Annotated in this window: 30 protein-coding genes; 1 reads left to right on the top strand and 29 read right to left on the bottom strand. The window is 57.7% G+C overall.

Features of this window, described 5'->3' with window-relative positions:
* Nucleotides 1-23 precede the first annotated feature (23 nt).
* Entirely contained in the window at nt 24-422 is a 399-nt protein-coding gene (locus AB4P97_RS08430) for a hypothetical protein (RefSeq protein WP_395602436.1), read from the bottom strand.
* 230 nt (nt 423-652) lie between these two features.
* Between AB4P97_RS08430 and AB4P97_RS08425 the strand changes: the two genes are divergently transcribed.
* On the top strand, nt 653-1,699 hold the full coding sequence (locus AB4P97_RS08425) for a hypothetical protein (protein ID WP_395602435.1): 1,047 nt from the start codon (nt 653-655) through the stop codon (nt 1,697-1,699).
* 70 nt (nt 1,700-1,769) lie between these two features.
* Here AB4P97_RS08425 and AB4P97_RS08420 read toward each other — a convergent pair whose 3' ends face one another.
* The 28 genes from AB4P97_RS08420 to AB4P97_RS08285 form a co-directional block, all read right to left on the bottom strand.
* Nucleotides 1,770-2,525 (bottom strand): C40 family peptidase, encoded by a 756-nt coding sequence (locus AB4P97_RS08420; protein ID WP_395602434.1) that lies wholly within the window; start codon nt 2,523-2,525, stop codon nt 1,770-1,772.
* A gap of 1 nt (nt 2,526) precedes the next feature.
* Nucleotides 2,527-3,276: a phage minor tail protein L gene (locus AB4P97_RS08415; protein WP_395602433.1), complete on the bottom strand. Its 750-nt coding sequence runs from the start codon at nt 3,274-3,276 to the stop codon at nt 2,527-2,529.
* A 9-nt stretch (nt 3,277-3,285) separates the two neighbouring features.
* The gene (locus AB4P97_RS08410) at nt 3,286-3,624 is read right to left on the bottom strand and encodes a phage tail protein (protein ID WP_016774017.1); all 339 of its coding nucleotides are present in this window, start codon (nt 3,622-3,624) and stop codon (nt 3,286-3,288) included.
* Complete coding sequence (locus AB4P97_RS08405; protein ID WP_395602432.1) at nt 3,624-7,094, bottom strand: phage tail tape measure protein; 3,471 nt, start codon at nt 7,092-7,094, stop codon at nt 3,624-3,626. The genes AB4P97_RS08410 and AB4P97_RS08405 overlap by 1 nt, the downstream gene beginning before the upstream one ends.
* Nucleotides 7,095-7,104: 10 nt before the next feature.
* Nucleotides 7,105-7,398 (bottom strand): DUF1799 domain-containing protein, encoded by a 294-nt coding sequence (locus AB4P97_RS08400; RefSeq protein ID WP_395602431.1) that lies wholly within the window; start codon nt 7,396-7,398, stop codon nt 7,105-7,107.
* A gap of 17 nt (nt 7,399-7,415) precedes the next feature.
* Nucleotides 7,416-7,805, bottom strand: a complete 390-nt coding sequence (locus AB4P97_RS08395) for a phage tail assembly chaperone (RefSeq protein WP_395602430.1) — start codon at nt 7,803-7,805, stop codon at nt 7,416-7,418.
* Between the two features lie 3 nt (nt 7,806-7,808).
* A complete protein-coding gene (locus tag AB4P97_RS08390; RefSeq protein WP_395602429.1) occupies nt 7,809-8,465 on the bottom strand; it encodes a phage tail protein in 657 nt (218 codons plus the stop codon).
* Between the two features lie 69 nt (nt 8,466-8,534).
* On the bottom strand, nt 8,535-8,954 hold the full coding sequence (locus AB4P97_RS08385; RefSeq protein WP_395602428.1) for a phage tail terminator-like protein: 420 nt from the start codon (nt 8,952-8,954) through the stop codon (nt 8,535-8,537).
* Nucleotides 8,951-9,547 (bottom strand): hypothetical protein, encoded by a 597-nt coding sequence (locus tag AB4P97_RS08380; RefSeq protein ID WP_395602427.1) that lies wholly within the window; start codon nt 9,545-9,547, stop codon nt 8,951-8,953. The genes AB4P97_RS08385 and AB4P97_RS08380 overlap by 4 nt, the downstream gene beginning before the upstream one ends.
* Nucleotides 9,544-9,912 carry a hypothetical protein gene (locus AB4P97_RS08375; RefSeq protein ID WP_395602426.1) on the bottom strand — a complete coding sequence of 123 codons (369 nt, stop codon included), beginning with the start codon at nt 9,910-9,912 and terminating at the stop codon, nt 9,544-9,546. Before AB4P97_RS08375 ends, AB4P97_RS08380 begins: the two co-directional genes overlap by 4 nt.
* Nucleotides 9,913-9,939: 27 nt before the next feature.
* Complete coding sequence (locus AB4P97_RS08370; RefSeq protein ID WP_395602425.1) at nt 9,940-10,116, bottom strand: hypothetical protein; 177 nt, start codon at nt 10,114-10,116, stop codon at nt 9,940-9,942.
* 34 nt (nt 10,117-10,150) lie between these two features.
* A complete protein-coding gene (locus AB4P97_RS08365; protein ID WP_395602424.1) occupies nt 10,151-10,654 on the bottom strand; it encodes a DnaT-like ssDNA-binding protein in 504 nt (167 codons plus the stop codon).
* Between the two features lie 57 nt (nt 10,655-10,711).
* Nucleotides 10,712-11,302 (bottom strand): hypothetical protein, encoded by a 591-nt coding sequence (locus AB4P97_RS08360; RefSeq protein WP_395602423.1) that lies wholly within the window; start codon nt 11,300-11,302, stop codon nt 10,712-10,714.
* A 45-nt stretch (nt 11,303-11,347) separates the two neighbouring features.
* Nucleotides 11,348-12,310, bottom strand: coding sequence for a major capsid protein (locus AB4P97_RS08355; RefSeq protein WP_395602422.1), 963 nt, complete (start codon nt 12,308-12,310; stop codon nt 11,348-11,350).
* A gap of 12 nt (nt 12,311-12,322) precedes the next feature.
* Entirely contained in the window at nt 12,323-13,051 is a 729-nt protein-coding gene (locus AB4P97_RS08350; RefSeq protein ID WP_395602421.1) for a hypothetical protein, read from the bottom strand.
* Nucleotides 13,052-13,688: 637 nt separating this feature from the next.
* On the bottom strand, nt 13,689-14,783 hold the full coding sequence (locus tag AB4P97_RS08345) for a minor capsid protein (RefSeq protein ID WP_395602420.1): 1,095 nt from the start codon (nt 14,781-14,783) through the stop codon (nt 13,689-13,691).
* Nucleotides 14,758-16,176 carry a DUF4055 domain-containing protein gene (locus AB4P97_RS08340; protein WP_395602419.1) on the bottom strand — a complete coding sequence of 473 codons (1,419 nt, stop codon included), beginning with the start codon at nt 16,174-16,176 and terminating at the stop codon, nt 14,758-14,760. The genes AB4P97_RS08345 and AB4P97_RS08340 overlap by 26 nt, the downstream gene beginning before the upstream one ends.
* Entirely contained in the window at nt 16,173-17,474 is a 1,302-nt protein-coding gene (locus AB4P97_RS08335) for a terminase large subunit domain-containing protein (RefSeq protein WP_395602418.1), read from the bottom strand. The genes AB4P97_RS08340 and AB4P97_RS08335 overlap by 4 nt, the downstream gene beginning before the upstream one ends.
* Nucleotides 17,446-17,922, bottom strand: a complete 477-nt coding sequence (locus AB4P97_RS08330) for a DUF2280 domain-containing protein (protein ID WP_395602417.1) — start codon at nt 17,920-17,922, stop codon at nt 17,446-17,448. Before AB4P97_RS08330 ends, AB4P97_RS08335 begins: the two co-directional genes overlap by 29 nt.
* 32 nt (nt 17,923-17,954) lie before the next feature.
* Nucleotides 17,955-18,566, bottom strand: a complete 612-nt coding sequence (locus tag AB4P97_RS08325) for a putative metallopeptidase (RefSeq protein WP_395602416.1) — start codon at nt 18,564-18,566, stop codon at nt 17,955-17,957.
* A 436-nt stretch (nt 18,567-19,002) separates the two neighbouring features.
* Nucleotides 19,003-19,191 (bottom strand): hypothetical protein, encoded by a 189-nt coding sequence (locus tag AB4P97_RS08320; protein ID WP_395602415.1) that lies wholly within the window; start codon nt 19,189-19,191, stop codon nt 19,003-19,005.
* 53 nt (nt 19,192-19,244) lie between these two features.
* Complete coding sequence (locus AB4P97_RS08315) at nt 19,245-19,577, bottom strand: phage holin, lambda family (protein ID WP_085747314.1); 333 nt, start codon at nt 19,575-19,577, stop codon at nt 19,245-19,247.
* Nucleotides 19,578-20,180: 603 nt separating this feature from the next.
* Nucleotides 20,181-20,861, bottom strand: coding sequence for a hypothetical protein (locus AB4P97_RS08310; protein WP_395602414.1), 681 nt, complete (start codon nt 20,859-20,861; stop codon nt 20,181-20,183).
* Nucleotides 20,858-21,463 carry a recombination protein NinG gene (locus tag AB4P97_RS08305; RefSeq protein ID WP_395602413.1) on the bottom strand — a complete coding sequence of 202 codons (606 nt, stop codon included), beginning with the start codon at nt 21,461-21,463 and terminating at the stop codon, nt 20,858-20,860. Before AB4P97_RS08305 ends, AB4P97_RS08310 begins: the two co-directional genes overlap by 4 nt.
* Nucleotides 21,460-21,930: a hypothetical protein gene (locus AB4P97_RS08300; RefSeq protein WP_395602412.1), complete on the bottom strand. Its 471-nt coding sequence runs from the start codon at nt 21,928-21,930 to the stop codon at nt 21,460-21,462. Before AB4P97_RS08300 ends, AB4P97_RS08305 begins: the two co-directional genes overlap by 4 nt.
* A complete protein-coding gene (locus AB4P97_RS08295; RefSeq protein ID WP_395602411.1) occupies nt 21,927-22,250 on the bottom strand; it encodes a hypothetical protein in 324 nt (107 codons plus the stop codon). Before AB4P97_RS08295 ends, AB4P97_RS08300 begins: the two co-directional genes overlap by 4 nt.
* Nucleotides 22,247-23,044, bottom strand: coding sequence for a hypothetical protein (locus AB4P97_RS08290; protein WP_395602410.1), 798 nt, complete (start codon nt 23,042-23,044; stop codon nt 22,247-22,249). Before AB4P97_RS08290 ends, AB4P97_RS08295 begins: the two co-directional genes overlap by 4 nt.
* Complete coding sequence (locus tag AB4P97_RS08285) at nt 23,031-23,957, bottom strand: helix-turn-helix domain-containing protein (RefSeq protein ID WP_395602409.1); 927 nt, start codon at nt 23,955-23,957, stop codon at nt 23,031-23,033. Before AB4P97_RS08285 ends, AB4P97_RS08290 begins: the two co-directional genes overlap by 14 nt.
* Nucleotides 23,958-24,220 lie beyond the last annotated feature (263 nt).

Below are 24,220 nucleotides of genomic sequence, written 5' to 3'. Positions count from 1 at the left end.
AAACCGCCCGGAGGCGGCTTCTGTCATTGCATGGTGGGTGATAAGTCCATGCTCATCGCTGAGTCTATGGATATCCTGAATTTCTTGGTGCTGCCGGCCTTGGTGTTCGTTTCCCTTTCTTTCAGGCCGCTCCCGCAGGATGACGCAGATAAAATGTGTTCACCTGGAGCAACGCGGAATTTCGCGGTCTCGCCTGAGGCGATTTCTGCTGCCCGGCGACCGTCGATGCTCACCGTCGTATCGCAGCCGCCGCCAACAAAGCCCCTGTCCCGGGTGACAACGAGTACCGAATCACCAAGCGCCGGGGTTTGAAACGCAAACAATCTTGACGATGGGACCGGGTCGGCTTCACTGGACGGAACTGGAGACGTCGCGCACCCCGCCAACAGCGCTACCGCCAACGCTCCTACGATCAATTTCATGCAGGTCATTCCTTTGCAAATCGTCAACTCTAACACCGCGCCCTCTTGACACTGCAACCTCAGTTCCGATGATTGTTAGAATGGCTGCACTCTTAACAGCTTTTTGGCTTACTGAGGCGGATAGACGCAAAACTCTTAATCTTCTCGGAGCCTTGTTAGGTGAGGCACGAGGCGGTTAATGACGATATGCTGTCCCAGCCTCATCACATTTGATTAAGGAAAATTAATTTATGCATTCTTCAGTAGGAAACCCAGAACGTAACTGTCTTGCAGCAGGTGTAGATGAATCAGACGTACTTGAGGCGATAGCTAAATCAGGCTACCCACTGCAAACACGTGTGACTGAGACTCTCAGCTCAGAGTTTTACATACAAGAAGAATGGTCATACAAGGATCGAGATAGTCATGCACTACGATCATTAGATATTCTAGCCAGTAAAAGACTTATTGACATTCACCAACCCCAGCCAAAAGTCACACCAATTTTAAATCTGTTAATCGAGTGCAAGCAGTCAGAACTTCCTTTCGTTTTTTTCGAATCAAACCACCCACCCCTTTTAGAATACTTCCCAACGATTGCAGGTTTAAAATCGGATAGCATTGAGTTAATAACTGATGACGATCCGTCTACTTGGACCATATCAACGTTAACGGCGTTAGGGCTAGATAAGCACAAATTCATTTCTGACGCACCTATATCTAGCACGCTTAGCAAGTGTACCAGACGCCAAGGAAAATCATTAGAGCTATCCGGAGAAGAGTCCTACAATGGTATCGTTTTGCCTTTAATAAAGGCTGCATCCCACTTCGAACATTCAAGATCTCCCCGTTCGACATATCAGTATTTTTCGGCAGGCCTGACTATTCCAATTGCGGTAGTAAACGCGCCAATGGTACTCGTCAACTCAAAAAACCCAAATTCAACAGCAAAATTAACTCCATGGGTTCGTGTTGCTCGCCATGAGTATGAAGGTGACTCTGATGATTGGCAGAAAGATCGTCTGTGGGCTATTGATGTCGTACACGAGGACTATTTAAGCGAATATCTTTCAAAACATGCGCTGCCCTTTGCAGAAGAGTTTGCGAGACTAACATTAAAACACCCTGAAGAGCTGGCTTCAGGAAAAGGCTTCGCTCCGAGTCTAGGAAGCAGCGCTTTCAGAGATTGCTTAACCCAACTTAAACCGCGAGCCAGAATATTGAAAGCACAGCGAGCAACGAGTATTTTAATGCGAATACTTAGCCTTCCATTTCAACTATGGAAAAGTCGTAATTAACACGCAGCACATACATACTTAACAAATACAGTTCGAGATTAAATGACTTGATGTAGAGAGACGTATGCAATCATAGAGCGTTCCGGTGTCTCAAAACTAATCTGGATTTGTCCAACCACGGCCCACCGAACACGATTACTTCGGACGGCCTGCCGTACAGATGGTGCAGTAGAAACGGCCCGGGTCCGAACGTCGCCGCATCCTCGCTAGGCAGCGCTGGATCGTTGCCGAGGAAGATGCCGGCATGATTCGGGTAAACGGTGCGACCCACTTCCATCACAATCATGTCGCCGCGTTGCGGCTGGTCCACGCGGTAGAAGCCAGCGGCCTCGTAGTTCGCCTCGTACAGGCTGGTATCGTCCTTGCTCTCCCACCAGCCGTCGGCGCGCTTGAAGGCTTCGAACTCCAGCCCCCACTCGCGCTTATACCAATCGGCGCAGACCTGCCAGCAGTCCCAGGCGCCGTGCACGAACGGGCGCTTCAGCAGCGGAACGTCGCCAGATGGCATGACAGTTCTCAGATCGCCCTCCGGCCAACTGAGTATGTGCCAAGGCATCGCGGTGGCTTCGCACATGGCGAGGTCACGCGGTGACGGCCTGCTGGTAGCGTCTGGATGCGAATGCACCACGCCGATCACTTCGCCAACGTCTTCGGCCGCCGCGTACTGCTCAGGATCGATTCGGAACTCTGCGTTCGGCTCGCTGGAGACATTAATGCAGGGGAAGTACTGTTGCTTGCGACCGATCGCCACCAAAAGCCCGCAACACTCTTTCGGGTATTCGGCTGCCGCGTGCGCCTGGATAGCGCTCAAGATGTGCTTTCGCATGTCAGCTCCGTGCGATCAGGGATACAGCTGGGAAGCCACCAAACGGCAGCGGGTTTCCTTCGCCGAAACGCGGTATGCAGCCCTTGCCGAGCGTGGCATCGCACTCGTCCAGTTCAGGGTTGTCAGTGATGACGCCGTCCTTCGTGACGTACGGTCCGGTGTAGCCGCAGTTCGGCCCGCGATATCCGCCGGTTAGGCACCAATGGCAAAGGGTTGTGGCCTGCCGCCCGATTGATTCATTGCCGACGTCGCCCGGGCTCGCCAACTCCCAACTGACTGTCTCCCCGTCCTCATTCGTCTTCTGGTCGATGTACCAGACCTCAATCGTTTCTTGAGTTGGGTCTGCCGTCGGATTGCCGGCGGGGAAGTTCGCGGCGTCGAGGTAGCTGCCGAGCGTGTGCCGCATCGTCAGCTTGAACTCGAGCAAGTCCTCGAACGCCAGACAGAGCGCGGTGATACGCCCATTCACGTTGCCCACCGACAGAGTTGGCCGGACCGCTGTGCCGTCGCCGTTTGCCTCAATGCCGTCGATCTGCATGGGCCAGGCGCTGTACTCGTTGCCCTGCCAGTAGATCGCCTTCGCCGGCAGTTGGTCGGCATTGCCGCCGGCGGCAATCAACTCGGCCGGCGTGTGCGGAATTGCGTGTCCGTGGAAGCGCAGAACATCCGCGCCGTAGTCTGTGCCGTCCAATTCAAAGAGCAGCACTTCGCTGCCAGGCTCAAGCACCTGGATGTCACTGATCAGCGGCATGATTGCCCCTTATGGATGGAATGCACGCTCGAACGTGGCGGTAAGTTTGAAAACCCCACCGCCCACCGGAGTGGGCACGGGGTTCTTGCACGTGAACAGGCCAAGCTGGCCCAAGGGAGTCGTCCAAAGGAAGGCTTTCGCGCCGGCGTGCCGATCAAGGAACGCCATGATCTCCAGTACCTTGGCTTGAGGGCCGCTGTAGGTGATCGGGTACGCGTCTTCCTTGTTGTTCGGCCCGTCGCCAACTTCCTGTTTGTAGCCGCCGCCAAACTGCGAGGTGCGTACCCGATAGGAAATCTCGGGCGAATCACCATGCTGAGTCGGCCAAGTAAATTTTTCGATGGCCATCAGCCCCTCCCATTTGTAAGACGCCAGATAGAACCGCCTGGCTGAAGCGCTCGGGCAATTGCGGTTTCAGCTTCGGTTTTCGCCGCCTGTTGAATGCCCTTGCCCAACTGCGAGGTGTCTTCCGTGCTGGCCGCGCCGCCACCTTGGGTTTGCACCGTCACTGCGACGGGGAAGTTGTAGACGTTGCCGCCACCACTCCCGCCGCCACTGATTGCGCGCACACCCAGCTGGCCACCGGCAGTACGGGTCAGAGGCATGATCGCCTCCGGCCCTGCCTCGCCCATGACGCCGGTCTGCCCGCCAGCCATACCGAACGCTGTCGGCTTGCTCACAACGGAGTTGGTGAATGCAGCGCCATTGGCGAACATTTGAACGCCACCCGACCACGCGCCACCGTCCGCTTGAATACTGCCCGGAGTGAAACCAGACAGATCACCGCTATAACCCGCAGCGGTTGAGCCTGTTGACGAAGCGGCCGCGGCTCCGCCGAAGTAGCTCGCACCCGCTCCGACCAGACTGCTCAGCAGCGCCGAACTGGCCTGACGGGTCGCGATGCGCGCCATGTCCGCCAAGATCGACTTGGTGAAATCCGAAAACGATCCCTTGCCGGTGATTGCAAAGTTGACGACCGCGTCTTCCATGGAGCTGAAGGCGTTGGTGAATAGGCTTTTGGTCTGCCCGGCAACATCACGCGCTGACTCCAGGTAGTTCTGCCACGCCGACGACGCGCCGGCGCTCCAGTCGCCTTGGGCGGTAGTCATCTCGTCATAGTTGGCCTGAACGGTATCGTGCAGATCCTGCTGCGTGTTTTTCAGCGCGGCCAGTTTCTGTGTGTACTCGTCGAGGCTCATGCCGCGCGAGCCGTCGCCGTACTGGTTGGCCAGATCCAGCTTTTGCTGATTGAAGCGGTCGTCGATAGCGTTTTGCTGATCGGTTAAACCGCGCTCCCGATCACCTTGGCCAAGTCCCGCAGCCGCGCGCTTTCCCTGCTCACGCAAGGTTTCGACTTGCTTCTGCAATGCGCTGGTGTAAGTCTGAACGGCCTGCTCCTGCTTCTTCAGTCGTCCCAACTCATTCGTTGCCAGCACGTCCAGCTCGCTGTCCGCCGCCTTCTGCGCCTTTACCATGTCGGTGCGCGCGTCGGCGATCTTTTGGTCGAGCTGAATGCGCTGCTCGGCCGTGGTGCTGGCCTTCGACTTGGCGGCTTCGAGCGCTGCAATCTCTGTCTCATATGCGGCAGTGACCTCGTCCCGCTCGTTGCCGATCAGCGCCTCGCGCTTGAGCAGATATTCCTGCTGCGAGATCAGCCCGGCCTTCTGCGCAGCATCCAGTTGTTTCTGGGTGTTCGCGTATTCGGCTTGGATTTCCTTGAGAGCGTTCTGCGCGGTGTTGTAACCGGTGAGGTCGACGGCGCCGGCAGAAGCAGCCTTGGGGTCTTTGTATTTGTCCTTGATGTTCTGGATATCTTTCGCAACGAGCTTCTCGTCAAGCAAGGGGCTGGCCGCATTTCGCTTCCTGAGTTCCTCGACGCTTTTGCGGTAATCGAGAATCTCCTTATCTCGCTTCTGCTCGTTGCTCTGGAAGCCCTCGCGGACTTTGCCGATGTGCTCTGCCGCTGCAACCGCTTTCTTTTCCTGCTGCTGAGCAAACCCTTTAGCGGCCGCCCGGCGATCCTCCTCTCCCTTTTCAATCAGGAGCTGGGTCTTCTCGGCTTCAAGCTTTGCCACGCCGTTGGCCGCAAGAGACGCCCCGTAGCTGCCGCCAATGCTTTCACCCTGCGTTTTGAAGTCGGCTATGCGCCTCTCAAGGTCTGACATTTTGTCGGCGAAGGATTTCTCCCGACCGACATTGAGCATCGCGTCCCAAGCACCTTTGGCGCCATCCGCGACGTCCTTCCAGGCAGCCTCGATAACGCCGAGATTCGCTTTCACGTTCGCGGAAACGGTGTTCAGAGAGTCCGCATAAGCCTTGCTCGCAACGGTCGCAGCTTCTTGGGTTCTGCCTTGGCGCTCAAGCGAAGTGATCTGCTCATACGTGCTGACTGTCAGGAAGTTCATCGACTCGTTCAGGGCAAGAACTGCCTTAACTGGGTCTTTGGCGATCTTCTCGAAGTTGGCGACGGTTTCTGATGCTGCTTTATCAGTAGCATCCTCAAAGTTCGCCGCGGCGGTAGCGATCATCTCGAACGAGGTGACAGGGATTCTCGTCGAGCCTGCGAGCAGAGCCAGGCTTGCCGCTGCCTCATTGATTGTCCCGTTTGACTCGGACACGGACTTGGCCATGACGCTGAGCTGCGAGGCCGTTGTTCCGGCCGTATTGCCGGTCATCGCCAGTGCGGTTGTGTACGCAGTGGACTCCGCACTGCCCTGCTTGTACGCGAAGCCAAGCGCCGCAATGGCCGCAGCTGCAGCGACGGCTCCAGCGAGAACGACACCCAGCCCAACACCCAAAGGCGGAGTTGCGGCTTTCAGTGCCGCTGCGGCCTCCTTGGCATTTTTTGTCGCGTCGGCTGCCGTGTTGGCACCTTCAGCCAGGCCAGACAGGCTTTCACCTGCTTTACCGGTATTTTCGGCCATGTCCTTGGCATTGACGGCTATGCCGGCCAGTGACTCGCCCAGCACTGCCGCCCCTGCACCGCCGGTGACCAGGGATTTGATCTTTGCTCCGAGGGCATCGAACGTGGCGCCCACGCCACCGAAAGAATCCTTGATCTGCCCACCCTGCTGAAGCAGAACCAGCAACGGATTTTGCCCACCAGCCAGGCTGGTGAAGATGTCCGTGAATTGCGCTGGAAGCTGACGCAGTGCGGCTTCAGTTTGTTTCGAGCTGACACCGGCTTTGCGAAGACCTTCGTCGAAGTCTCCCAGTTTCTGCCTGGAAGCGTCGATGCGTGTCGAGTATTCGCGGAAGGTGTCGGCATCAATCAGCCCCGCCGCTTTGTACTTCTGAAGCTGGGCCTGCTGCTGGTCCAGCTTATCGAGTGCGGCAATTGCGGGATTAATCTTGCCGAGCAGCGCTTGAAGACCTTCGGCCTGAACGCCAGTTGCAGCGGCTGCCCTCTTCGCCGCCTCAGCCTCTTTATCCGTAGAGCCGACCAGTGCATCCGATTCCGCCTGCAAGCGCCGCTTGAGTGCCGCGAGACTGCTGACCGATGAACCCGACGCATCCATTGCCGATGCACTAGAACCGACGCTGGTAGTCAGCCGCTGGTAGTACTCGCTCGACTCCAACGAGGCTTTCGCCATCGCCGTTAGACGTTTCATTGCATCGTCGGTGGACTCGACCAGTTTGCCCTCGGCGGTGGCCAGACCGGTGGATGCGGTTGCCGCTTTGTCAAAACTTGCCGCTACACCATCAGCGGCTTTTTCGGCCTTGGCGCCAGCCTGAGTCAGGCGATCCAGATCTGTTGCGGCCTGGACGGCATCGCCCGAATTTACCTCGATACCTAATTGCGCGATTGTGCCCGACATGAGTGCTCCATTACTTCGATTCGCTCATGACGAGCAGGGCCTCGACCTCCATTGCTTGAAGGTCTGGGAAAATCTCTCTGAGTTGTTTTCTGGAGGTGCCGACAAAGTCGGAGACGTCTCGAAGAGCTGTGTAATCAAGGCCGGTAGCACCGCCCATGCCGGTGCGCCACTGAGTGGACATCGCGTTGAAGAGCACGAAGGCCGGCCAGTTCTCAGCCAGCACTTCGCACTCTTCCTCGGGTATGTCTGAGGGGGACAAGCCGAACGCCGCCAGATCCGCCTCAGACGGACCAGGCTCGTACATCAGGCGGGCGACCCTTGTCAGTTTCCCAGTCGGGCCGCCGAGAATGCCTTTTGGTAAGCATCCACAATCGCGTCACCGGCGCCGGCCGAGGTTTCCACCAGGGCGCGAATCGATTCGGGGCTCAATTTGTCTTCAAAGCCCCAGCCCATGACCAATTGGGTGACCTGCTCGATCTGCCGCTCGACGTGAGAGTCGGTGATCTCGATCAAAGTGAGTTCGTCCCCCTTGGCCTTGAAGCGCTCTTGGTCTTCCTTCGCGCTTTCCTGCCAGCCTGCGAACAGCATTGCCAGCTCCTTACGATCTCGGTACTTGAACTCAAACGGCACTTTGATCGTGGTGCCGCCGACGCGCGGAATATCCACGTCGGCTTTGAACGTCGGGTTTTGAGCAATCTTGAACTTGGCCATGGATTACACCACCGCCGCGTAACGGGCTGGACGACCGGTCAGCGCCACGCTGATAACGCGAGTCATCAGGTTGTTGCGCGACATGGTCGGAGTCGAGGTGATCGACACGTAGCCGTTGTAAACGATGCTGCTTCCGCCCGGCAGGTTCAGGCGCAGAACGCGCGGCTGCTTGTCATCGTCGGCGGCCTCGCAAACATCGACATAGGGCTTGGAGGGGTCGTCGGCCACCGTGATTGAAAGCGTGATTGGGTTCTTCGTCGTTGGCATCTGCCGATCATCATCGTCAGCCAGGAAGCCGTAGGTCAGGAACTGCTGATCGCCACCGGTGGAGTTCAGTTCGGTGATTTGCGAGATCTCGGTGAACGAGGTCACTTCGCGCGCCGAACCGACGCCGGAGCCTGCCGGATATTGCTGAACGTTGGTAGTGTTCACGCCGCCCAGTGCGAATGTGCCGCTGGCGATATCGGCAACACGTACGGCACGGCCATCAAGGCGCGTCCAGCCGGAGTTAACCGCGATGATGTCGCCTTCGGCCAGACCATGCGCCGCAGCAGTAGCAACCGCCGGGTTCGCGTTGCTCAGCGAGGTGAACGGGATTGCAGTGCCATAGGCGGAAGCAATTTCGAACGTTGCGCCGTTGGGCATTTGAATGCCAGCCATTGGTGTTTCCTCTTTTCAGACATGAAAAAACCCGCTCATGGCGGGTTTCGGGTTTGCCCAATGGGCGGATTAAATTGTTGTGTCGGATCGGTATTGGAACGACACAGGCACGGTGAATGTTGTGTCGTCGGGTATGCCGGGACCGGGGTCAACCGGCGTCATGGTCACCACCGTGAGTGCGCCTTTGGTGTTTCGCTCGTAAAGCGGGAAAAGCGCGGCAATCTGATCGGCCAGCGCGCCGGCCGCCCCGCGATATTTGCCGGAGGGCGTCACGATGCTGACCTGAAACACGCCCGTGTACAGCTTGTGGTCGCCGGCTAGCGTATTGCTTCCCGTGTCGGCCGGGAGTGTGAACGCCTTCAGGTAAGTGGCGCCGTCGGCAGGCATATAAGCCTCGTTCTCAACGACGACCTTCAGCGGTACCGGCAATGCTTTAGCCCAGTTGATCAGCCTGGCTTCAAATATCGAAGCGATGAGGTTATGGCTCATACCTGGTTGTTCCTGATGGCCTCTAGCACGATCTGCTGGAAGCGGGCCACGGTAACGCGGACCATCCCGCTTGGCGCCTGGGTCGAATGTCCAAACTCCAGCGGAATCGCATATCCAAGGCTGTTGGTGATATAGCAGGTATCGCCGGCTTTGAACTCGATCGCGCCGGCAACGATCCGTGCCGTTGATTTGGCCCCGCTCGGGTCTACTTCGTCGGTCGTTGTGCTATCCGGCGAACCAATGTTGAACATCCAGTTGCCTCGGAACCGGCCACCGACATAGCCACTCGGCGCGCTGATATCCATGCCATCGTGAAGCTTTCGTCCGGGTTTGAGTCGGCCAGCTTTCGTCAGATTGGCCGGGGCATTCCGCAGTCCACTGTTGTGATCCTCGACAGCCTTGTTGTACTGACTCGCGACGACGTTCTGCGCCCAGATCTCGGGGTTGCCCACCGGTGACATGCGAATGAGGCTGTTACCCACCTCGATGATGATCTCGCGAAGACTGGCGTCGATGGCTTCAGTGGCTTGGGCTGCGAACTCGGCGAGACTTAAAGCGAAGCTGCCGGACTGGCCGGCGCCGGCGCGGCTCATGACCGCACCTGCAATTCGTAGAGGATCGGCGTGCCGGCTGGGTTGATCTCTTTCAATGGCGGGACAATCGCCCAGGTGCGCCCCTGAATAATCACCTTGTTCAGCAGTTCAGGCACCCACTCCAGCCCCTGTGCAGCAATTTTCAGCTTCTTGTCGCCCTGCTTGATGAGGCTGTTGTTCTGGAATTCCTGGCCGGTGAAGTCGAGCAGGATGCCTTGGGCGGTTTGCTCCATGGTGGCGCCCGGTGAATCCCCACCTGTTTCAGGATCGTATTCGCCCGGCTCCGTCTTGCTGATGGTCACGGGTTGGCCGAACTCTGTGATCATCTCCAGAGCCATCACGGCCATTTCGTCATAGAAGGCCATGGCGGCTCCAAATCATGAGGTAATAGTCTAACTAGTGAATCTCGCAGCCCGAGTCACATAAGCGTCGAGAGCTTTATTAGCAGTATCAACTGCTCGATTGACGACATCGCTTTCGGAAACATTCGGTCTAGCCGACAACCCTGCTATCGCAGCAAGGTAAGCTTTTTCCCAAAAAGCATTTTTTTGGTCATTGCTGATAATCATAAAACCTCCATTTAAATGAAGGATCTACGCTACCTCACGACCTTACAGCGAACAACCCACGTCGCTGCAAATAGTCAGCAAACTGTGTCGCGCTCGGGCGATCCGGCGCCGCCGGCAGCAGTCGGCCGCTGGTGTTCTGGATCGTCGCGTATTCGCGAGTCACTGCCCCTTCGACACGCTCCAGCGTCACCGCGCCTTTGCGCGTCTCGATCGGGTCGACGTCGTCGGTATGAATTTCGGCAGCCAGCGCCATTTGGCCGTACTGGATACGCGCTGGCAGATATCTGTCGGGCTTGATCTCGTAATCCAGCTCGACGCCGCGGCGCGGCCAGGATAGTGCCTGCTCGCTGTTGGACTTTCGCCCTTTCCACGTCATGCCATCCATCGCCAGTGCGGCCCGGCGCAGTAACGCCTCCTGTGCCGGAACCTCCGCCGGGATGGTCACGCCAAACTTCACGGCGTACATGGCCAGGTCTTCGGCGGATGCGTAGCTTTCGGCATCAGGCCTGCCGGTACCGTCCTCGATGATGAGAGTCATGAATCAGCTCGCTGTGGTGTTCTGGATCGAGTGCCACGTTACCGGGCACCCGGGTTATTACGCCTGCTGCAGGTCAGCAACTGCCTTTTCCAGCGATTCTACCGAAGCATTCGCCCGATACGTCACGTTGGCGGCGTCAAGCTTCGCTTTGAGACCGGCGATCTTTTCGGCATTGTCGACCGGCTCTGCAGCAGCTTTCAGGCTTGCGACTTCGGCGCGAAGCAATTCGGCCTCGCTCGCCAGGTTGTCACGCTCGCTCGTGAGGGCTTCGACTCCCTCGTGAATTGCTTTCAGAGCACCGAACAAGCGGATTGGCAGTTCGCCGGCGCCCGGGTGTTCCAGCCTCGATTGCCCCTCGGCGGCATCGATCAGTCGCAGGATGCCGTTACGCTCAGCGCGGAGCATGTCGTTGTCCTGTTCCAGACTGGCGATGGTGTCGGCACGATCCGATTCACCTGGCTGGCTGATCAGAGGTTTCAACACAGAAACTTCGACGCCCCGCTCCTCATAAGCCTCGACCACCTTCGGCCAGTCGCCAATCACAACTGCATGCGTCACACCCGCTTCAGGTCGATCAAAGTGCGCTGGGTTGCGGTACCGCTTTTCCGGATCGAAGTCCGAGTTCTGAGTGGAGTAAACCAGTTCCATAAAAGTCTCCGTAGCGGCCATCGCTGGCCGCTGTCAGGGCCAGTATCAGCCGCCGGCTGGTGGCGTGGTAGTCAGGGTGATCAGCACACCAGCAGTCACCTTGTTGCTGTTGGAATGCTTGACCCAGTTCGCAGCCGAACCCACTGCGGCAAGCGTAGGGTTCGCACCGCCAGCGGTTTCCTTCCAGCTGTAGCCGAGGACATCGATGTTGACGGTGCCTTCAGCGCGATATCCGATACCGAGGTTCTCTTCGTCGTTCACCGCGTACGAACGGAAGCCGGGCGCTTGAGATTCAGTGATCACCACGGCGTTTGGCAGCAGGCCGAAGATCACATCAGCCGGCGCGGTGTCGGTCACCAGCACTGGCTTGCCGAGAGTACCTGGCAAGCCGCCGTAAATGACGACGCCCGCCTCTTCGTAGACCTTGTTTGCGATCGCCTCGTCGACAATGTCGAAGTAAGCACTGGAGTGCATGACCCACAGCGCGATGCGGCCGAACTTGTCACCGAACTTGCGCATGCCGCGAGTCAGGGTCTTCTTGCCGTCGGTCTCGATGTTGGCCGAAACCACCATTTCAGCGTTGGAGCTGATCGAGGCGCGAAGCGCGGCAGTGGCGTACTGGATGAAACCTTCCAGAGTGGCGTCGGCAACATCGGCACCGATGATCTGGGAGAACTCGTCGACCGGACGACCGCGGCGCTTGAACGCTTCTTCGGTAGTTTGGTACGGGCCGTATTTCCACGGAGCCTTCACACCAATGGCCTCGCCGGCGCCGATCTTCTTCGCGGTCACCTTGCCGGTCGAATTGACGTCTCGATGTTCCAGCGAGCCGCCGATTTTGTAGAAGGAACGCTTGCGGAAGTCGCCTTCGATCAACTCGTTGTCGAGCACGATCGCGCCATTGGACGATTCGTTAAAGATATCGAGGTTGTCCTGGACACGCTCCAGGTATGCGGTTTGCGCCTCATCGTTGTAGATGATCAGGTCGCTGTTCACAGTCGTTGCCATGGGTGAATCCCCTTACTTGGGCAATTGCAGGTATGCGGTTTGGCCGTGCTTGCGCTGGTAGTCGCGCTTTTGCTCGGCAGTCATTTCGGAGCGCTTGAATGCAGCCTGGCCGCCACCCCCGCCCGGGGCTTGTGTCCCTGAGGCCCTTGGCCACAGATGAGGTGCGCTTTCGCGCAGTGATTCCGCCCATTCGAGCGGAGTCAGAGGAGTCTTGCCGTCTTTGCCAAGGATGACCTGGCCGGATTCATCAACGGCGACCGCTTCACCCTCTTCGTTCAGCGAGAACACGCCTTTGGCGCGCAGAATGATGTCGTCGGTTGCTTCCGGCAGTGCGCCGGCTTTCAGTGCAGCACCGCGCACCGAATCGCCCAGGACTTTGCCCTGAAACTTGGCAGCGAATGCTTCAGCCTTCTCAGCTCGCGCCGTAACGGTCTTCAACTGCTTGTCGTAGTCGCCACGCAGGCGCTCGGTGCGGCGATTGAAGACCTCATCCACCTTGCCCTCGGTCAGCAGCTTGGTTTCTTCGTCTTGGCCTGCTCGGCTGAGCAGACCTTTGACGGCGTCGATGTCGATGCCTTCGAACTGCGTTTCGAACTGAGTGAGCTTGCCGGTGGTGTCTTTCAGTTTGCCCAGCAGCTCGGTGTTCTTGGTTTTCAGGCCAGAAACGGAAGCTTCAACGGCAGTCGCGATAGCGGCCTTGACTGCCGGATTTTCCAGGTCGATTTCGTTTTCTTCTGCCACGTTGATGCACCCCTTGGGAATATGTCGCCCGCTTTACAGGCATAAAAAAACCCGCCGGAGCGGGTTTATAGTTATTCAGATCTAATCAGCTCAATTTGAAGTCGTAACACATTTCCAAAACATCGATATGGGGTGTCATCGAGGTCAGAAACCTCTCATACTCATACGCCGCACCCGATTCATGTAAACTAGAAAAAATTTGAAATGCGCCACCTGAGTTTGCAGCTCTTTCAATCCTATAGTGCGCAACCATAATCCTACAAATTCGTCGCACGTCCCTGCTTGAGACTCTCGAACGATCGCCAATCAACGAGAACGCAAATTCTATATTTTTCCTCGTTACATTTGACCTTAGAATCTCGTTACGCCTAATAAGAATCAGCGCTAGAAAAATCGAGTTAGCGACCTCTCTGGCTAGACGCCCCCTATGGAATAAGTCATATAAAATAGCCCGAAATTCACCAAGCCCCTTATTATATGATTTAAACATCGAAGATCTTCGCGAAAGGCAAGGATTAAACTCACATAAAAAGTCATATGCAAAATCAAAAACAATTTTTTTATCTACGCCATTAATATTACTTAGCATCAAATCAGCCCCGTCCCTAGAATTCGAAAAAAACTGACATCAAAGGCACTATAGGTCAAGTAATCCTGCACGCTCGAATGCCAGAGGCTCCAACAACTTCATTTGCACCAACGTCAGCGGCGCGAAATTGCGATCAAGCTGTAGTTCTGCGAAGCGCTCAATGCTCAGTCCGCCCTCGCGCAACAGCTTTGCCCGCATCGGCCCGATTGCCACGTCTTGGAACGAAGCAGGCTGCTGCTGAAGCCAGTGGTAATAGTCGAGGCTCGCGCTGACCTGCCCTGCTCCATCTGCGCCCACCGCTGCCCGCGTAGCGCCCTTGGCGAACATCTCGCTGAGCCTGGTCAGCAGAACGAACGTCGTACGGCAATTCGGGTGAAACGGTGGCCTCGGCCCGGAATCGACCGGAAACCTTCGTTTGTCCATCGACCGGCATTGTTGGCTGGTTTTACTGTCCAGCGTGGCGACCATCTCCACTTCGGACACGATGTCCGTGTTGGCCTTGCCCACCTCCATGCGCGCCTGAGACGACACATGCTGAATCGCGGTGTGCACGACCGTGCTGGCATTGCGGTTGGTGGTGGCGAGAATCCCGTCCTTGTAGCCGGCCGACTTCGTGCCGCGGATGTTGCGGATTATCTGGAAGTTCGTTTGCCCCTCGAAGAAGCCCTGCCGGATAGTGCCGGTGACGCGATCACGCTCTGCACTGGTCCAGCCCTTGATGAACGACTTCAACAGCTTGCCGCCGCCGGTGCCGCGCACACTGAGGGGATTGGTCAGCACCGCGGTGCGGATAGCCGCTGCCGTCGGCGCGACCACATCCAACGAGACACCAACCGGCGCCGAGCGGGCCAGGCTCGATGCCTCAAACTCGGCCTCATAGTTGGCGATATCGATCAGGTCGAGGTTCAGTTGCACGCTGTAGCGGTCGAAGATGCCGAGCAACAGACTGTCGACCTCTTTCAGCAGCGCCTCCAGTCGCTTCACGTTGTACTCGGTCAGATCTGACTGGGTGAGCCTGTCGCGAATCGAGCGGTCGATCTCTTTCAGGAAAGGGGCGAACTTGCCGACCTCCCCAGCCTTAAGCTTTTCGAGGAAGACAGCGTGCCGAATCGTAGCGTCAAGGATTGCTTGGTTTGCCGCCATCTACTTTGTCCTCATCGTCCAGGCCCAAGCCGTCGCCCTGCTCTGCCAGCTCGCCATCGATCTGCTGGTCTGTGCGCTCAGGCGCGATCAGGCCCAATTTGCGCAGGTACGCCCGAAGATCCGCTTTGGCGAATCCACCGTTCTGCCAGAGGCCGACCAAGGCGGTGATCATTTGTGGATCAGCCGTCAGCTCCACGAACTCCTGATTGATCTGGTAGGCGACCTTCGCGTCGTTGACGCCCATGTACGTGCAGCACCACATGATCGCCCGGGTGTAAGCCTCGCTGACGTTGGCCACGCAGCCGGCGAGCACCGACGTCGATGCAGATTGATCACCACGTGCTTCGGTCGCCGTCTTGGAAGATAGAGAGGCCACGACCATCCGGGCGCCAAGCTCAATCATCATCTGATTCTTGTCGGCCATCGCCTCCTTCACCAGCGTGTTCGGCAGTGGCTGGGCGTAGCCGAACTGTCCGCCGGCAGGCAGCATCATCGGGGCGCGGGAGCCGACGTAGACGCCGTTCTTCTCCATCCAGTCGCGCCACTGTTCATCCAGACCGGAAATCCAAGGCTGGGCTTGGCCGCACCAAAAGACGCTGTCTTCGTAGTCGGCACTGTTCCGGTAATGGCCCAGGTTGATCATGGCGATGTCGTAGAGCGGCGACTCATCAATGCTCGGATCGTTGTTCTGCGCGCCAACGAAGGTGAACGGGATCTCCTTCAGGCGGCCGGCGGCGCCGGTGGGCTTGAACTCCTGAACAACGGCCAGCGGCCCGCCACCTTTCGGCCCGGACCGGCGCCAAACACGGCAGACAAAACCATCATCCTCGAGTGCCAGTTCCCGATATTGCTCGACCACCTTGAAACCGAAGCCGTCTTCGATCTCCGGCGTCTCGCGCAGCACTACAAGGGTTAGCACGCAGTGACCGTTCACCATGCCTGTGCGCCAATTGATGATCTCTTCGGCGCAGTACGACAGGATCACCGAGTGGCCACCGGTGCCGGCGTCTTGGTGATAGTCGACGTACAAACCGTGGCGCCCAGCCTCAAGCACCTTTTCCAGCGTGCCTTGCGAGTGCTGGTAGATGCTCACACCGGAGCCGTTGGCATTGTCCTGCAGATACTCCAGCTTCTTCGCAACGACCAGCGTCGGATCTTTGTGAAAGGCCAAACCGAGGAGCCCGTTTCGTGTGTGGCCGGTGGCGTTCTTGAACACCGCCCGTTCGCGATAGGCCTTGTTTCGGTCTACGTTCTCCGGCGACTTGTCGTGAGCATTGATGTACGGCAGTCGGTCGACCACTCGATGCTGGCCGGCGCAGACATCGCGCACGGTCGCCCAGCGGTCCAGCACTTCGATGTAGTCCGCCCGCTTGAAGGAGACGTCGTTGCTCATCGGGCGTATCCCATTTTGATAGCGGTGACCGGTTTGATGATCGGGTACTCGCGGTGAATGAAGTAACCACCACCGTCGTTGGCGTGGTCGTTACCCTGGCTCTTATCCGGCTCGCCGTTGGACGCCCAGATCTGCTGTTCGAGGCCGTCGGCATAGGTCGGGCAGGTGAACGGGTTGACCAGGTAACGCCGCTCGCCTTGCGCATTGCAGAACATGGCGTTCATGGCGTTGATCCGATCTTTCACTGGTGGATTGGCCGCCGGTGCGATGACTGCGAAGCCTGCCTGCTTGAGCATGGCGATATCGGTGATGCTGGCGTTGACCGACTTGCGTGAATCACCGGAGGCGTCCGGGTAGATCCGAATCTCGCAGGTCTTTTTGAAGTCGTTTCCGTCGTGGAGCCAGTAGCGCTCTTTGATGCGTTTGATCATGTCGGGCGTGTCGTAGCCATCCATCAGCTCATCCACTGCGCGCGGCAGTCCCTGATCACGTTTGACGTGGGTGATCGCCGCCATCTTGCCGACGTTGAAGTCCATGCCAATGAACAGCGGTTCGCCAGGCTGAACTGTGTCGAAGCACTGGTTCAGCTTGCGATCGTATGAGTGGTAAATCGATCCGGATGTCAGGTTGACGAACTGGCCGTTCAAGTACGCGCGGATCAGTTGCTCGGGATACGACTCCATCAGTGATGGAATGTAGTCGTCCGGCAGGTTCAATTCGTTGTCGAAGGTGCTGGCCTGCACCAGGCCGTACATACCGGCCAGTGCCGGCTTCTCGCGGATCTGCTTAACGAACTGCTGGAAGACGAACTTGAACCCTTCAGGGGTCGTGGTCACGTCAACGCCATTCTTCAGACCCGGCACGTTGTAGCGCATTCGGGCGATAATCTTGCGCCAGGCGTGCTGCGCCTTCAGCGAGGGCAACACGTCGAGTTCATCCACCAGCGCGTGGCCGATCTTGAAGCCGACGATCGTCTGCGGCTTCTCCATCGAGCGGCAGATCGTCGTGCTGCGATACTGCCGGCCGCTGTAGAAGTCGACCTCTTTGTCGCTTTCCTTCGTCCGGACTTTCAAGCCCCAGTCGTACGCCACTTCCTCAATCGTTGGAAAGAAGATGTCGCGGATCTGCGGGTAGGTCGGCGCGAAGTAGCCCGAGTTGATACCTGGCCATTCCCACACATGCTTGCACAGCGCCGCACAGCCAACCCAAGTCTTGCCCGAACCGAACCCTGCAACAAAGCCGCGAAACTTTTGTGGAAGCTGGAGGAAGTCAGCCTGCGGAACGTTCAGGCTCGGCATCCGGCTTCCTCGCGTTGATCACATGAACCTGAACTGAGGTCGGTACAACCGGCTCACTTTCATCGTCGTTTTTCTTCTGTCGGTTGACATACACGTCGCCGACCTCCTTTGCGGCCTGCTCGAGGATCTGCATGGCCAAGCCAATGTTCTTCATCGTCTCGGCGCGCTCAACGAACCGGTTCATAGCTCGGAGGCGGAACGCGCGGTTCGCAATCGGGATCTCGGCGGTTTCTTCGCGGAAGCGAGTGCGAGTGTCATGAAAGAGGGTTTGCCACTTCGCCGCGAGGTTCACTCCGGCGCGCTTGGTGGGATCGTGCTGTTCCACCTGTTGTCGCGTCACATCAACATCGAATTCTTGCTTCACCGCTTGTGAGACTTGCGTCGGGGTGTCGAAACACGCCAAAGCCTGAACGATGAAGGCTTTCACATCGTTTTTCAGGGCTGCCATAAATTGGATTCCGTCTCATACCTGTCTCACATTCAGGCCGACTTGAGTAGACAGGTTCCGCAGGCCCTCGCAATGTTCATTTTCCCCACCTCGACAGGCTTGTTTGCAGCGTCCACTAGCTCTTGCACTTCAGGGCTTGCCCCATAGCGGCGCACCACACCGACGAACTCTTCAACGTCGTGTCCGCGCATCTCAAGCTTGGGCAATCCTTCCTGGGTGAACTTGGGTGCGCCGTATTGATCCTTGGCCTGAGCGATGTGAAATAACTCGTGCTCCACCACCGCGCAGAAGTCCGCGTCGGAACACTGGGCGCAGTAATCCGCAGCCAAGGTGATGATGAAAGCCGGCACATCGCCGAACCAATCCAGCATCTGCTGCTCCATCCGGGCCTTCTGCCAGCCGCCGGCGCGGAACGCTATCTGTTCGGCCTGGCCAACTACTGTCCGCCCCTTCTTCGTGAAGGCAGCAGATGCCCACATCACACGAATGTTCGCATCAATCAGATGGGCATGGTCTTCGTTGTGGATGCTTCCGGTGTCGGCGAGGATCTCGGTTTGTAGCCATTCCCATACTTCGGGTGCCGGCCGAAGAACGATGCCCACCGACTCCGCTATATCCGGTGGTGGAATCGGACGGGCATTCATTATTCATCCCCTAAAAAGGGGGCAGATAGGACCCAAAAGATTCTTTTCATGTGGCCCACTTTCTACTCCCCTTCTTTTTTGGAGAATCTCATGAAGCCCGCCCTCTATTTCGTAATCTTTATCGCGGTACTTGGCTATTTCGCGGCCCCCGAATGTTACGACGGTACAGGACTGATCGCCTGCTTGGCTTCGAAGCCTTGACCGTGGACTACTCCCTGTCGTCTCGCTTTGATCGCTTCCCAGTCGGGTTGTTTGGTTGTCATTCTTCTGATCTCAGAGATGAGCATTGGGTCGCGCTGGACAAAAGCGCATGAGTTGAGTGGAACGCTTTTTATGGATACAGATAATGGGTATCGAGTCCTCCAACTACAGGAAATCGATAATGCAACGTTCCATTCGAGCAATCATTTTCATCACCCTGCTGCTGTTTCCCGCTTCAACTCACCATGATGTTCGTCTGCACCTGGGCGTGCCCGTTCAACAGGGAAACGATCAGTCCTTTAGGCAGGCCGGCAGCCTTGGCAACATTCACTGCATTGGCGATGACGCTACCCAGATCGACGATGGTCTTGTTGATTTCCGGGCTCATCGGTAGAGCGTGGCGCAGGCGGGTGACGTTGCTCATGCCCTTCTCCAATGTCGCGACACGATTTAATGACTCGCGAAACGTGTCGCGACTTACTCGGCCTTGCGGCTCGGCAACTTGAAGTCAGTCACCCGATCCGCGATGTTGCGGATCTTCTCCACTCCCAGAAAGCCAACCCAGCCGCCGGCGAAGGTGGCCATGCTCTGTGGCAGGCCGAAGAAATCCAGGCCGCTGATGATGGTCAGTGTAAGGCCGCCGCAAATGGCGCCCTCCACCAGCATCTGACGACGTGTGCCGCCACCGTAAGTGATCCGCAACACAGCCATTGCGCAGGACAGCGCAGCCGCATAGAGGATCGGCGAATGCTGGCTCAACCACGCAAGCGCTATCGCCCAGGTGTCTGGTTTGTCTGGCATGTTTGGCATCTCGGTTCCTCCCCGTCAGGGAGTCAGGAATGTGGCAGGCCGTGACCTGCAGATTGAATCAGCTCCAACGGCACTCTCAGCTCGGAGCAATGGGTGTGGGGAGCCGAAAACGAAAAAGCCCCGGCAAATGCCGAGGCTCATGAATATGTGGAGATATCTTTAAGCTGAGGCCACGACCCCCGCAGTGAGCAAAACAATTCCCAAATACCAACCCCAGAGGAACACCTTCGCTTGTGAGTCTTTCTTCGCATAGACGTACACATAAAAAGGTATGACTAAGCAGAGCATGGCTTGGGGTAACGAATTTTTTATGGCAACGCAGAATATGACCAGTTGCATAGCAACCATTAAGCAGAGCCCCGACAGGAGCAAGTACATGACCATCCGATTACATCCATTTGAAATGAGTGGTGAATGTATCGGCGGCCCAATCAGAAACTAAAAGCCCGATAATGCCGGCTCTTTCTCTTTCCATATACGCATAAAAAAACCCAGCGCAATGGCTAGGCTTTCTCTAATCACTCCTACACACGCAGGAATGACAGGATGGGTGAATAGTGCGACATGACGACATGACATTGCAAGCCCTTTTGAGGCCCTTTTTTATGCCGCCTCGCTTTCCAGCACCCCGACTGCTTCAAGCATGTGTTGCGCCTCGACCAGAGCCTCGTTCACAAGCGACTCCAGCCCGTCCTTGATGGCCTTGTTCCAGCGCTGGTAAGTGCGCTCTGTAAGTCCCTGGGAATCCCAGTTCGTCATGTCGTAGTTCGAATCGGCCAGTACGATCATTTCACCAGGCTTGTCCTCTGCTACTGCGCGCGCATGCTTGTTTGCCCGGGCGACGTCAGCGTCTGCCGCCGCGTTGCGCCAATCCCACTGCCCCTTCTCCTTGTTCTCCCGGTGCTTCGGCGCCTTGATCTGGGTTACCGCTCGCTGAATGCCCTTCACCTGCTGCGGTACCGCCCAAACGAGAACGGCCTGTTGCGTGAAGCGCTGCGGTGCCGGGGTCTTCACCACGGCGACCAGCCGGCCGATGGAGTCGATCTTACGGCCACGGTGCGTGCTGTACTTCGCCACCAAGGCGTTCCAATGCCGCGGGGCGAGCTGGGCGTGCAGGAGCTTGTGCACGATGCAGTCAGCCAACAGCGCGGCATCCTTCCCGGATATCTCGCCCTTGAGCTTGCTGGCCTGCACCCGGGGCTCGACGTTGCATCCGCCGGAACTGTTGGTCGTCTCGGCGGCCAATGCCCGGACCACTGCTGAGATCACATTGTGGTAATTCATGCTGCCTGCCCCTTTTTCAGTTCTCGGGTCTTGGCCCGGTATTCGGCCTTGATGGTTTTGATTTCTTCGACGGTGTACTTGCGGGGCTCATGAGGCCCTTCCAGCCATGCCACGGTTTCGGCACCGATGCGCAGCACCAACCGGATGCGGTACTCGACCGCGTTACCGGACAGGTTGCGGTTGCACTTCACGCACTGGCGGTGAATGTTCAGCGGCTCGAAACGCAGCTCCGGGCACGCACCAACGGATCGGTAGTGGCCAGCGTCCCAGCGACTGCCGGTCATGAGGTCGTTGTCGTTCGGCATCGCGTCGCAGCTGATGCACGGCAGGTGAGCGTCACGCAGGCGGACGTATTCGTTCACGGCGGCCTGGGCTTCGCGGAGGTGATCCGCCCTACTCTTCAGCTTCTCCTTGCGCACCTGGATATCTCGGCGATCGCGCTGGGCGATGGCCTTGCGCGCTTTGTCCTGATTCTTTGGCGCGTCGATCAATGCGCATGCCGGGCTGCAAACCGCCTGCCCCATCCGCGATGGGACGAATGAGGCCCTACAAGTAGCAACGCGGCATTTCTTCGGTTTGGGCGGCTTCCGTTCAATCGTCATGCAGCCTCCTGGCTCAAGAGATCGTCGAAGTACACGCCCTGCTGAGAGAAGCGCGCGACCATCCGGTCGGTGTACGCCACGCCTTGAGCGCGATTGAACAGGCTTGTCACCGGGAAGCCGTCCGGGCCGAACAGATGGCAGCCGCCCATCATGGCCAGCTTCGTCTCGTACGGGAGGTGACGCATGACGCGGTACCACTCCGTCTGAAAACCGGCATCCTCGTTCAGAAGGATCTGCACACCGACGTGCAACTTGCAGTACCGGCGGGCATCAGCCTCGTCGCCGATCTGTGTCATCTCTGCGATGCGTTTGTACATCGCGAACCACAGCCGGTTTTGGTCGAGCGTGCGGTTCTTTCCCGGGCGCAGCGATACGACGACGAACTTCTTGTCGCGGAACATGGTGCTGAGCGCGGTGATGGCTTCGGAGAGCTTGGCCTGGCAGTTGACGCTGATCTTGTCGGTCATGGCTGCACCGCTTTGCTCATGGCGGCATCGATGGATACGATGGCCGCTTGGCGTCTTGGGTGCCTGAAGGAAACCTCATTGTTTTCATCCAGCAGCCCACGCACCTCGGCTTCGTGAAGAATGAATTCGCGGGCCTCCAGCGCAGCCTTGCGCAGCGCTTCATTCTCGGCCAGCAGCTCAAGCGCCACCTCCTCCACAGTCTTCTCCCCAAGGAATTCCTGCAGCGCTTCGGTATTGCGCTTCCAGTCTGCGCAGTCGGCACGGAATGACGCTGCTTCGGCCCACAGCAGCTTCTGGAGTTTTTGTTTGTCGATGGTCATTGAGCCGCGCTCCTTGCTTCCAATTGTTCGGCCTGCTGAATGAGCAGCGCCCGGCGATCCGCCAGCTCGTTCGCTGCCAAAATTCGCAGTTCTGTTTTTTCCTCGTCTGAGGCTTTACGCATCGCCAGCATCGAATCCTTCACTGCGGCGAGTTTCTCGCGCTGCCTTGGCGAAGGCCGAGCGATCTCACCGGTGAGCAGCGCGACGACGGCCCGACCGTCTTCAGTGACCGGCGCGACACTCAAGTCGGCCAAGTACTGCTGAGCACGGTCCTGTGGGATTCGCTGCATTTGCACGGCTTTGGTGATCGCCTGCGTCCGACGGTTGGCGTCGAAGCCGACAGACACATGCCAGTTCACTTCTTTACTGTCCTCCCGGGCTTGCCCGACCAGGCGCTCGTAAGCGCTGTTGAACGCCATGCGCGCACCAACCTTGTCGCCGGCATCAAGGACAGGTTTTGCAGCAGCCAGTGCGAGCTGGATTTCGTCGGTCAGCACCACTGTTTCAAATTCATCGTTGGTGGTCATGGCGATCGCCCAAGCCTCGTCCTTGCCCGGACGGCCGTCAGCGGCCTGGACTCGCTGGAGGATGTCGGCCATCGCCAGCTTGCCCTTCACCTCGAAGCGGCAAGCCTTCAACGCGGCCTTCACGGCGGGCACCGAGTAAGCGCAAAGATCTTCGGCCATCATCGCCGCGGTGCCTGGGTTCATTTCCTGACCCATGGCCTCGGCGGTGGCGCAGATCGCTGCAGCGAGCCCGGCAACCTGCTGGTCGTTCATTTCAAAGGTATTCATTGCGCTCTCCCGCTTGGCGCTTGGCCAAGACCATTTGCGCGGCCTGTTCGGCGGCGGAGGCGTTCGCTTCGGTGCGTTCCATCTGGCGCGCGGTTGTCCCGTTGATGCGCTGACCGGTCACCCACTGGGTGTGATAGCTCTCGGCGTTGGCCAACAGTTCGTTGAGGCTGTGGCACTTCCGGAGCACCGCGGCATCGCTGGTTTTCAGGTAGTGCGCAGCGACGTGGTGAGCGACATCGGCGCCGAGTCGGTCGACAAGTTGTCCGAGTTGGCCACCGACCTTGGCGTTCCAAACCGGCCAAGTGCTGTAGCGCTTGCGGTGGGCCATGGCGTAGTTCGCCCAGACCTTGAACGTTTTGCAGGATTGGTCTTTTGGGCCTGGCATGTCAGCGGGAATCTCAACCCGTGGCGCATCGGTGCGATCAACCACCAGCACCAAACCGCAGGACTGAGCCGGCACGACCTCGGCGGAAGCCGGGGGTGCAATTGGTTCAATGACCGGTTCATTGACTGGTTCAGAAAAGTGACTGGTTCTGGGTGCAGCTCCTGCACTACCCCCTAGTGCAGGAGATTCACTAGGGGGTGAACTTGCTGCACCACCCTGGTGAAGCTGCTGCACTCCCCCTGGTGCAGGAGGTGCACCACCATCGAGGGTCAGAAAGTAAACATTTGACGAATTGCCCTTCGGTCCACCCTTCCTGATTTCCTTGCGCAGCAGTCCTGACTCACACAACGCGGTGATGTGATTCATAACGGAACGCTTGCTGATCTCGCACTGATCGGCGATATGCTGGTAGGACGGCCAGCACTCCCCCATATCGCTGGCATTGTCCGCCAGCTTGATGAGCACAAGCTTACGAAGTGGATTGCCGACGCGAAGCTTCATCGCGGCGACCATAAGCCCCATACTCATGCTGCACCGCCAGCAACGAGCAAGGCTTTCTGGGAGTTCACACCCAACGTGAATGCCTTCACCTGATTGATCGTGTCGGTGAACTGCATGTCAGGTGTTCCTGACGCAGGATGGAAAAACAAACGTGCGCGACACATTCTGTGATTTCTGAAAACGTGTCGCGACATTGTTGGGGGTATTGACGTAAGAATTCTGTGTATTCATTATTGCCTCGCAGATGTAGCAATGAGCCGGGCCGTGAACCCGGCTTTTTTGTGCTCGCG

The sequence above is a fragment of the Pseudomonas sp. A1230 genome (assembly GCF_044218825.1).
Taxonomy (GTDB): domain Bacteria; phylum Pseudomonadota; class Gammaproteobacteria; order Pseudomonadales; family Pseudomonadaceae; genus Aquipseudomonas; species Aquipseudomonas iridis.
The sequence above is the reverse complement of the archived record's forward strand: the minus strand, read 5'-3'. Positions and strand labels throughout refer to the sequence as shown.

Excerpts from the sequence above, each read along its gene's own strand:
- AB4P97_RS08370 (WP_395602425.1), bottom strand. The coding sequence starts at position 10,116 with ATGATTATCAGCAATGACCAAAAAAATGCTTTTTGGGAAAAAGCTTAC.
- AB4P97_RS08285 (WP_395602409.1), bottom strand. The coding sequence starts at position 23,957 with ATGAGTATGGGGCTTATGGTCGCCGCGATGAAGCTTCGCGTCGGCAAT.
- AB4P97_RS08340 (WP_395602419.1), bottom strand. The coding sequence starts at position 16,176 with ATGAGCAACGACGTCTCCTTCAAGCGGGCGGACTACATCGAAGTGCTG.
- AB4P97_RS08330 (WP_395602417.1), bottom strand. The coding sequence starts at position 17,922 with ATGGCAGCCCTGAAAAACGATGTGAAAGCCTTCATCGTTCAGGCTTTG.
- AB4P97_RS08310 (WP_395602414.1), bottom strand. The coding sequence starts at position 20,861 with ATGAATTACCACAATGTGATCTCAGCAGTGGTCCGGGCATTGGCCGCC.
- AB4P97_RS08405 (WP_395602432.1), bottom strand. The coding sequence starts at position 7,094 with ATGTCGGGCACAATCGCGCAATTAGGTATCGAGGTAAATTCGGGCGAT.
- AB4P97_RS08335 (WP_395602418.1), bottom strand. The coding sequence starts at position 17,474 with ATGCCGAGCCTGAACGTTCCGCAGGCTGACTTCCTCCAGCTTCCACAA.
- AB4P97_RS08410 (WP_016774017.1), bottom strand. The coding sequence starts at position 3,624 with ATGGCCATCGAAAAATTTACTTGGCCGACTCAGCATGGTGATTCGCCC.
- AB4P97_RS08295 (WP_395602411.1), bottom strand. The coding sequence starts at position 22,250 with ATGACCATCGACAAACAAAAACTCCAGAAGCTGCTGTGGGCCGAAGCA.
- AB4P97_RS08325 (WP_395602416.1), bottom strand. The coding sequence starts at position 18,566 with ATGAATGCCCGTCCGATTCCACCACCGGATATAGCGGAGTCGGTGGGC.
- AB4P97_RS08290 (WP_395602410.1), bottom strand. The coding sequence starts at position 23,044 with ATGAATACCTTTGAAATGAACGACCAGCAGGTTGCCGGGCTCGCTGCA.
- AB4P97_RS08355 (WP_395602422.1), bottom strand. The coding sequence starts at position 12,310 with ATGGCAACGACTGTGAACAGCGACCTGATCATCTACAACGATGAGGCG.
- AB4P97_RS08425 (WP_395602435.1), top strand. The coding sequence starts at position 653 with ATGCATTCTTCAGTAGGAAACCCAGAACGTAACTGTCTTGCAGCAGGT.
- AB4P97_RS08380 (WP_395602427.1), bottom strand. The coding sequence starts at position 9,547 with ATGAGCCGCGCCGGCGCCGGCCAGTCCGGCAGCTTCGCTTTAAGTCTC.
- AB4P97_RS08395 (WP_395602430.1), bottom strand. The coding sequence starts at position 7,805 with ATGGCCAAGTTCAAGATTGCTCAAAACCCGACGTTCAAAGCCGACGTG.
- AB4P97_RS08365 (WP_395602424.1), bottom strand. The coding sequence starts at position 10,654 with ATGACTCTCATCATCGAGGACGGTACCGGCAGGCCTGATGCCGAAAGC.
- AB4P97_RS08430 (WP_395602436.1), bottom strand. The coding sequence starts at position 422 with ATGAAATTGATCGTAGGAGCGTTGGCGGTAGCGCTGTTGGCGGGGTGC.
- AB4P97_RS08385 (WP_395602428.1), bottom strand. The coding sequence starts at position 8,954 with ATGAGCCATAACCTCATCGCTTCGATATTTGAAGCCAGGCTGATCAAC.
- AB4P97_RS08300 (WP_395602412.1), bottom strand. The coding sequence starts at position 21,930 with ATGACCGACAAGATCAGCGTCAACTGCCAGGCCAAGCTCTCCGAAGCC.
- AB4P97_RS08345 (WP_395602420.1), bottom strand. The coding sequence starts at position 14,783 with ATGGCGGCAAACCAAGCAATCCTTGACGCTACGATTCGGCACGCTGTC.
- AB4P97_RS08400 (WP_395602431.1), bottom strand. The coding sequence starts at position 7,398 with ATGTACGAGCCTGGTCCGTCTGAGGCGGATCTGGCGGCGTTCGGCTTG.
- AB4P97_RS08375 (WP_395602426.1), bottom strand. The coding sequence starts at position 9,912 with ATGGCCTTCTATGACGAAATGGCCGTGATGGCTCTGGAGATGATCACA.
- AB4P97_RS08360 (WP_395602423.1), bottom strand. The coding sequence starts at position 11,302 with ATGGAACTGGTTTACTCCACTCAGAACTCGGACTTCGATCCGGAAAAG.
- AB4P97_RS08415 (WP_395602433.1), bottom strand. The coding sequence starts at position 3,276 with ATGCCGCTGATCAGTGACATCCAGGTGCTTGAGCCTGGCAGCGAAGTG.
- AB4P97_RS08420 (WP_395602434.1), bottom strand. The coding sequence starts at position 2,525 with ATGCGAAAGCACATCTTGAGCGCTATCCAGGCGCACGCGGCAGCCGAA.
- AB4P97_RS08305 (WP_395602413.1), bottom strand. The coding sequence starts at position 21,463 with ATGACGATTGAACGGAAGCCGCCCAAACCGAAGAAATGCCGCGTTGCT.
- AB4P97_RS08390 (WP_395602429.1), bottom strand. The coding sequence starts at position 8,465 with ATGGCTGGCATTCAAATGCCCAACGGCGCAACGTTCGAAATTGCTTCC.
- AB4P97_RS08315 (WP_085747314.1), bottom strand. The coding sequence starts at position 19,577 with ATGCCAAACATGCCAGACAAACCAGACACCTGGGCGATAGCGCTTGCG.
- AB4P97_RS08320 (WP_395602415.1), bottom strand. The coding sequence starts at position 19,191 with ATGAGCAACGTCACCCGCCTGCGCCACGCTCTACCGATGAGCCCGGAA.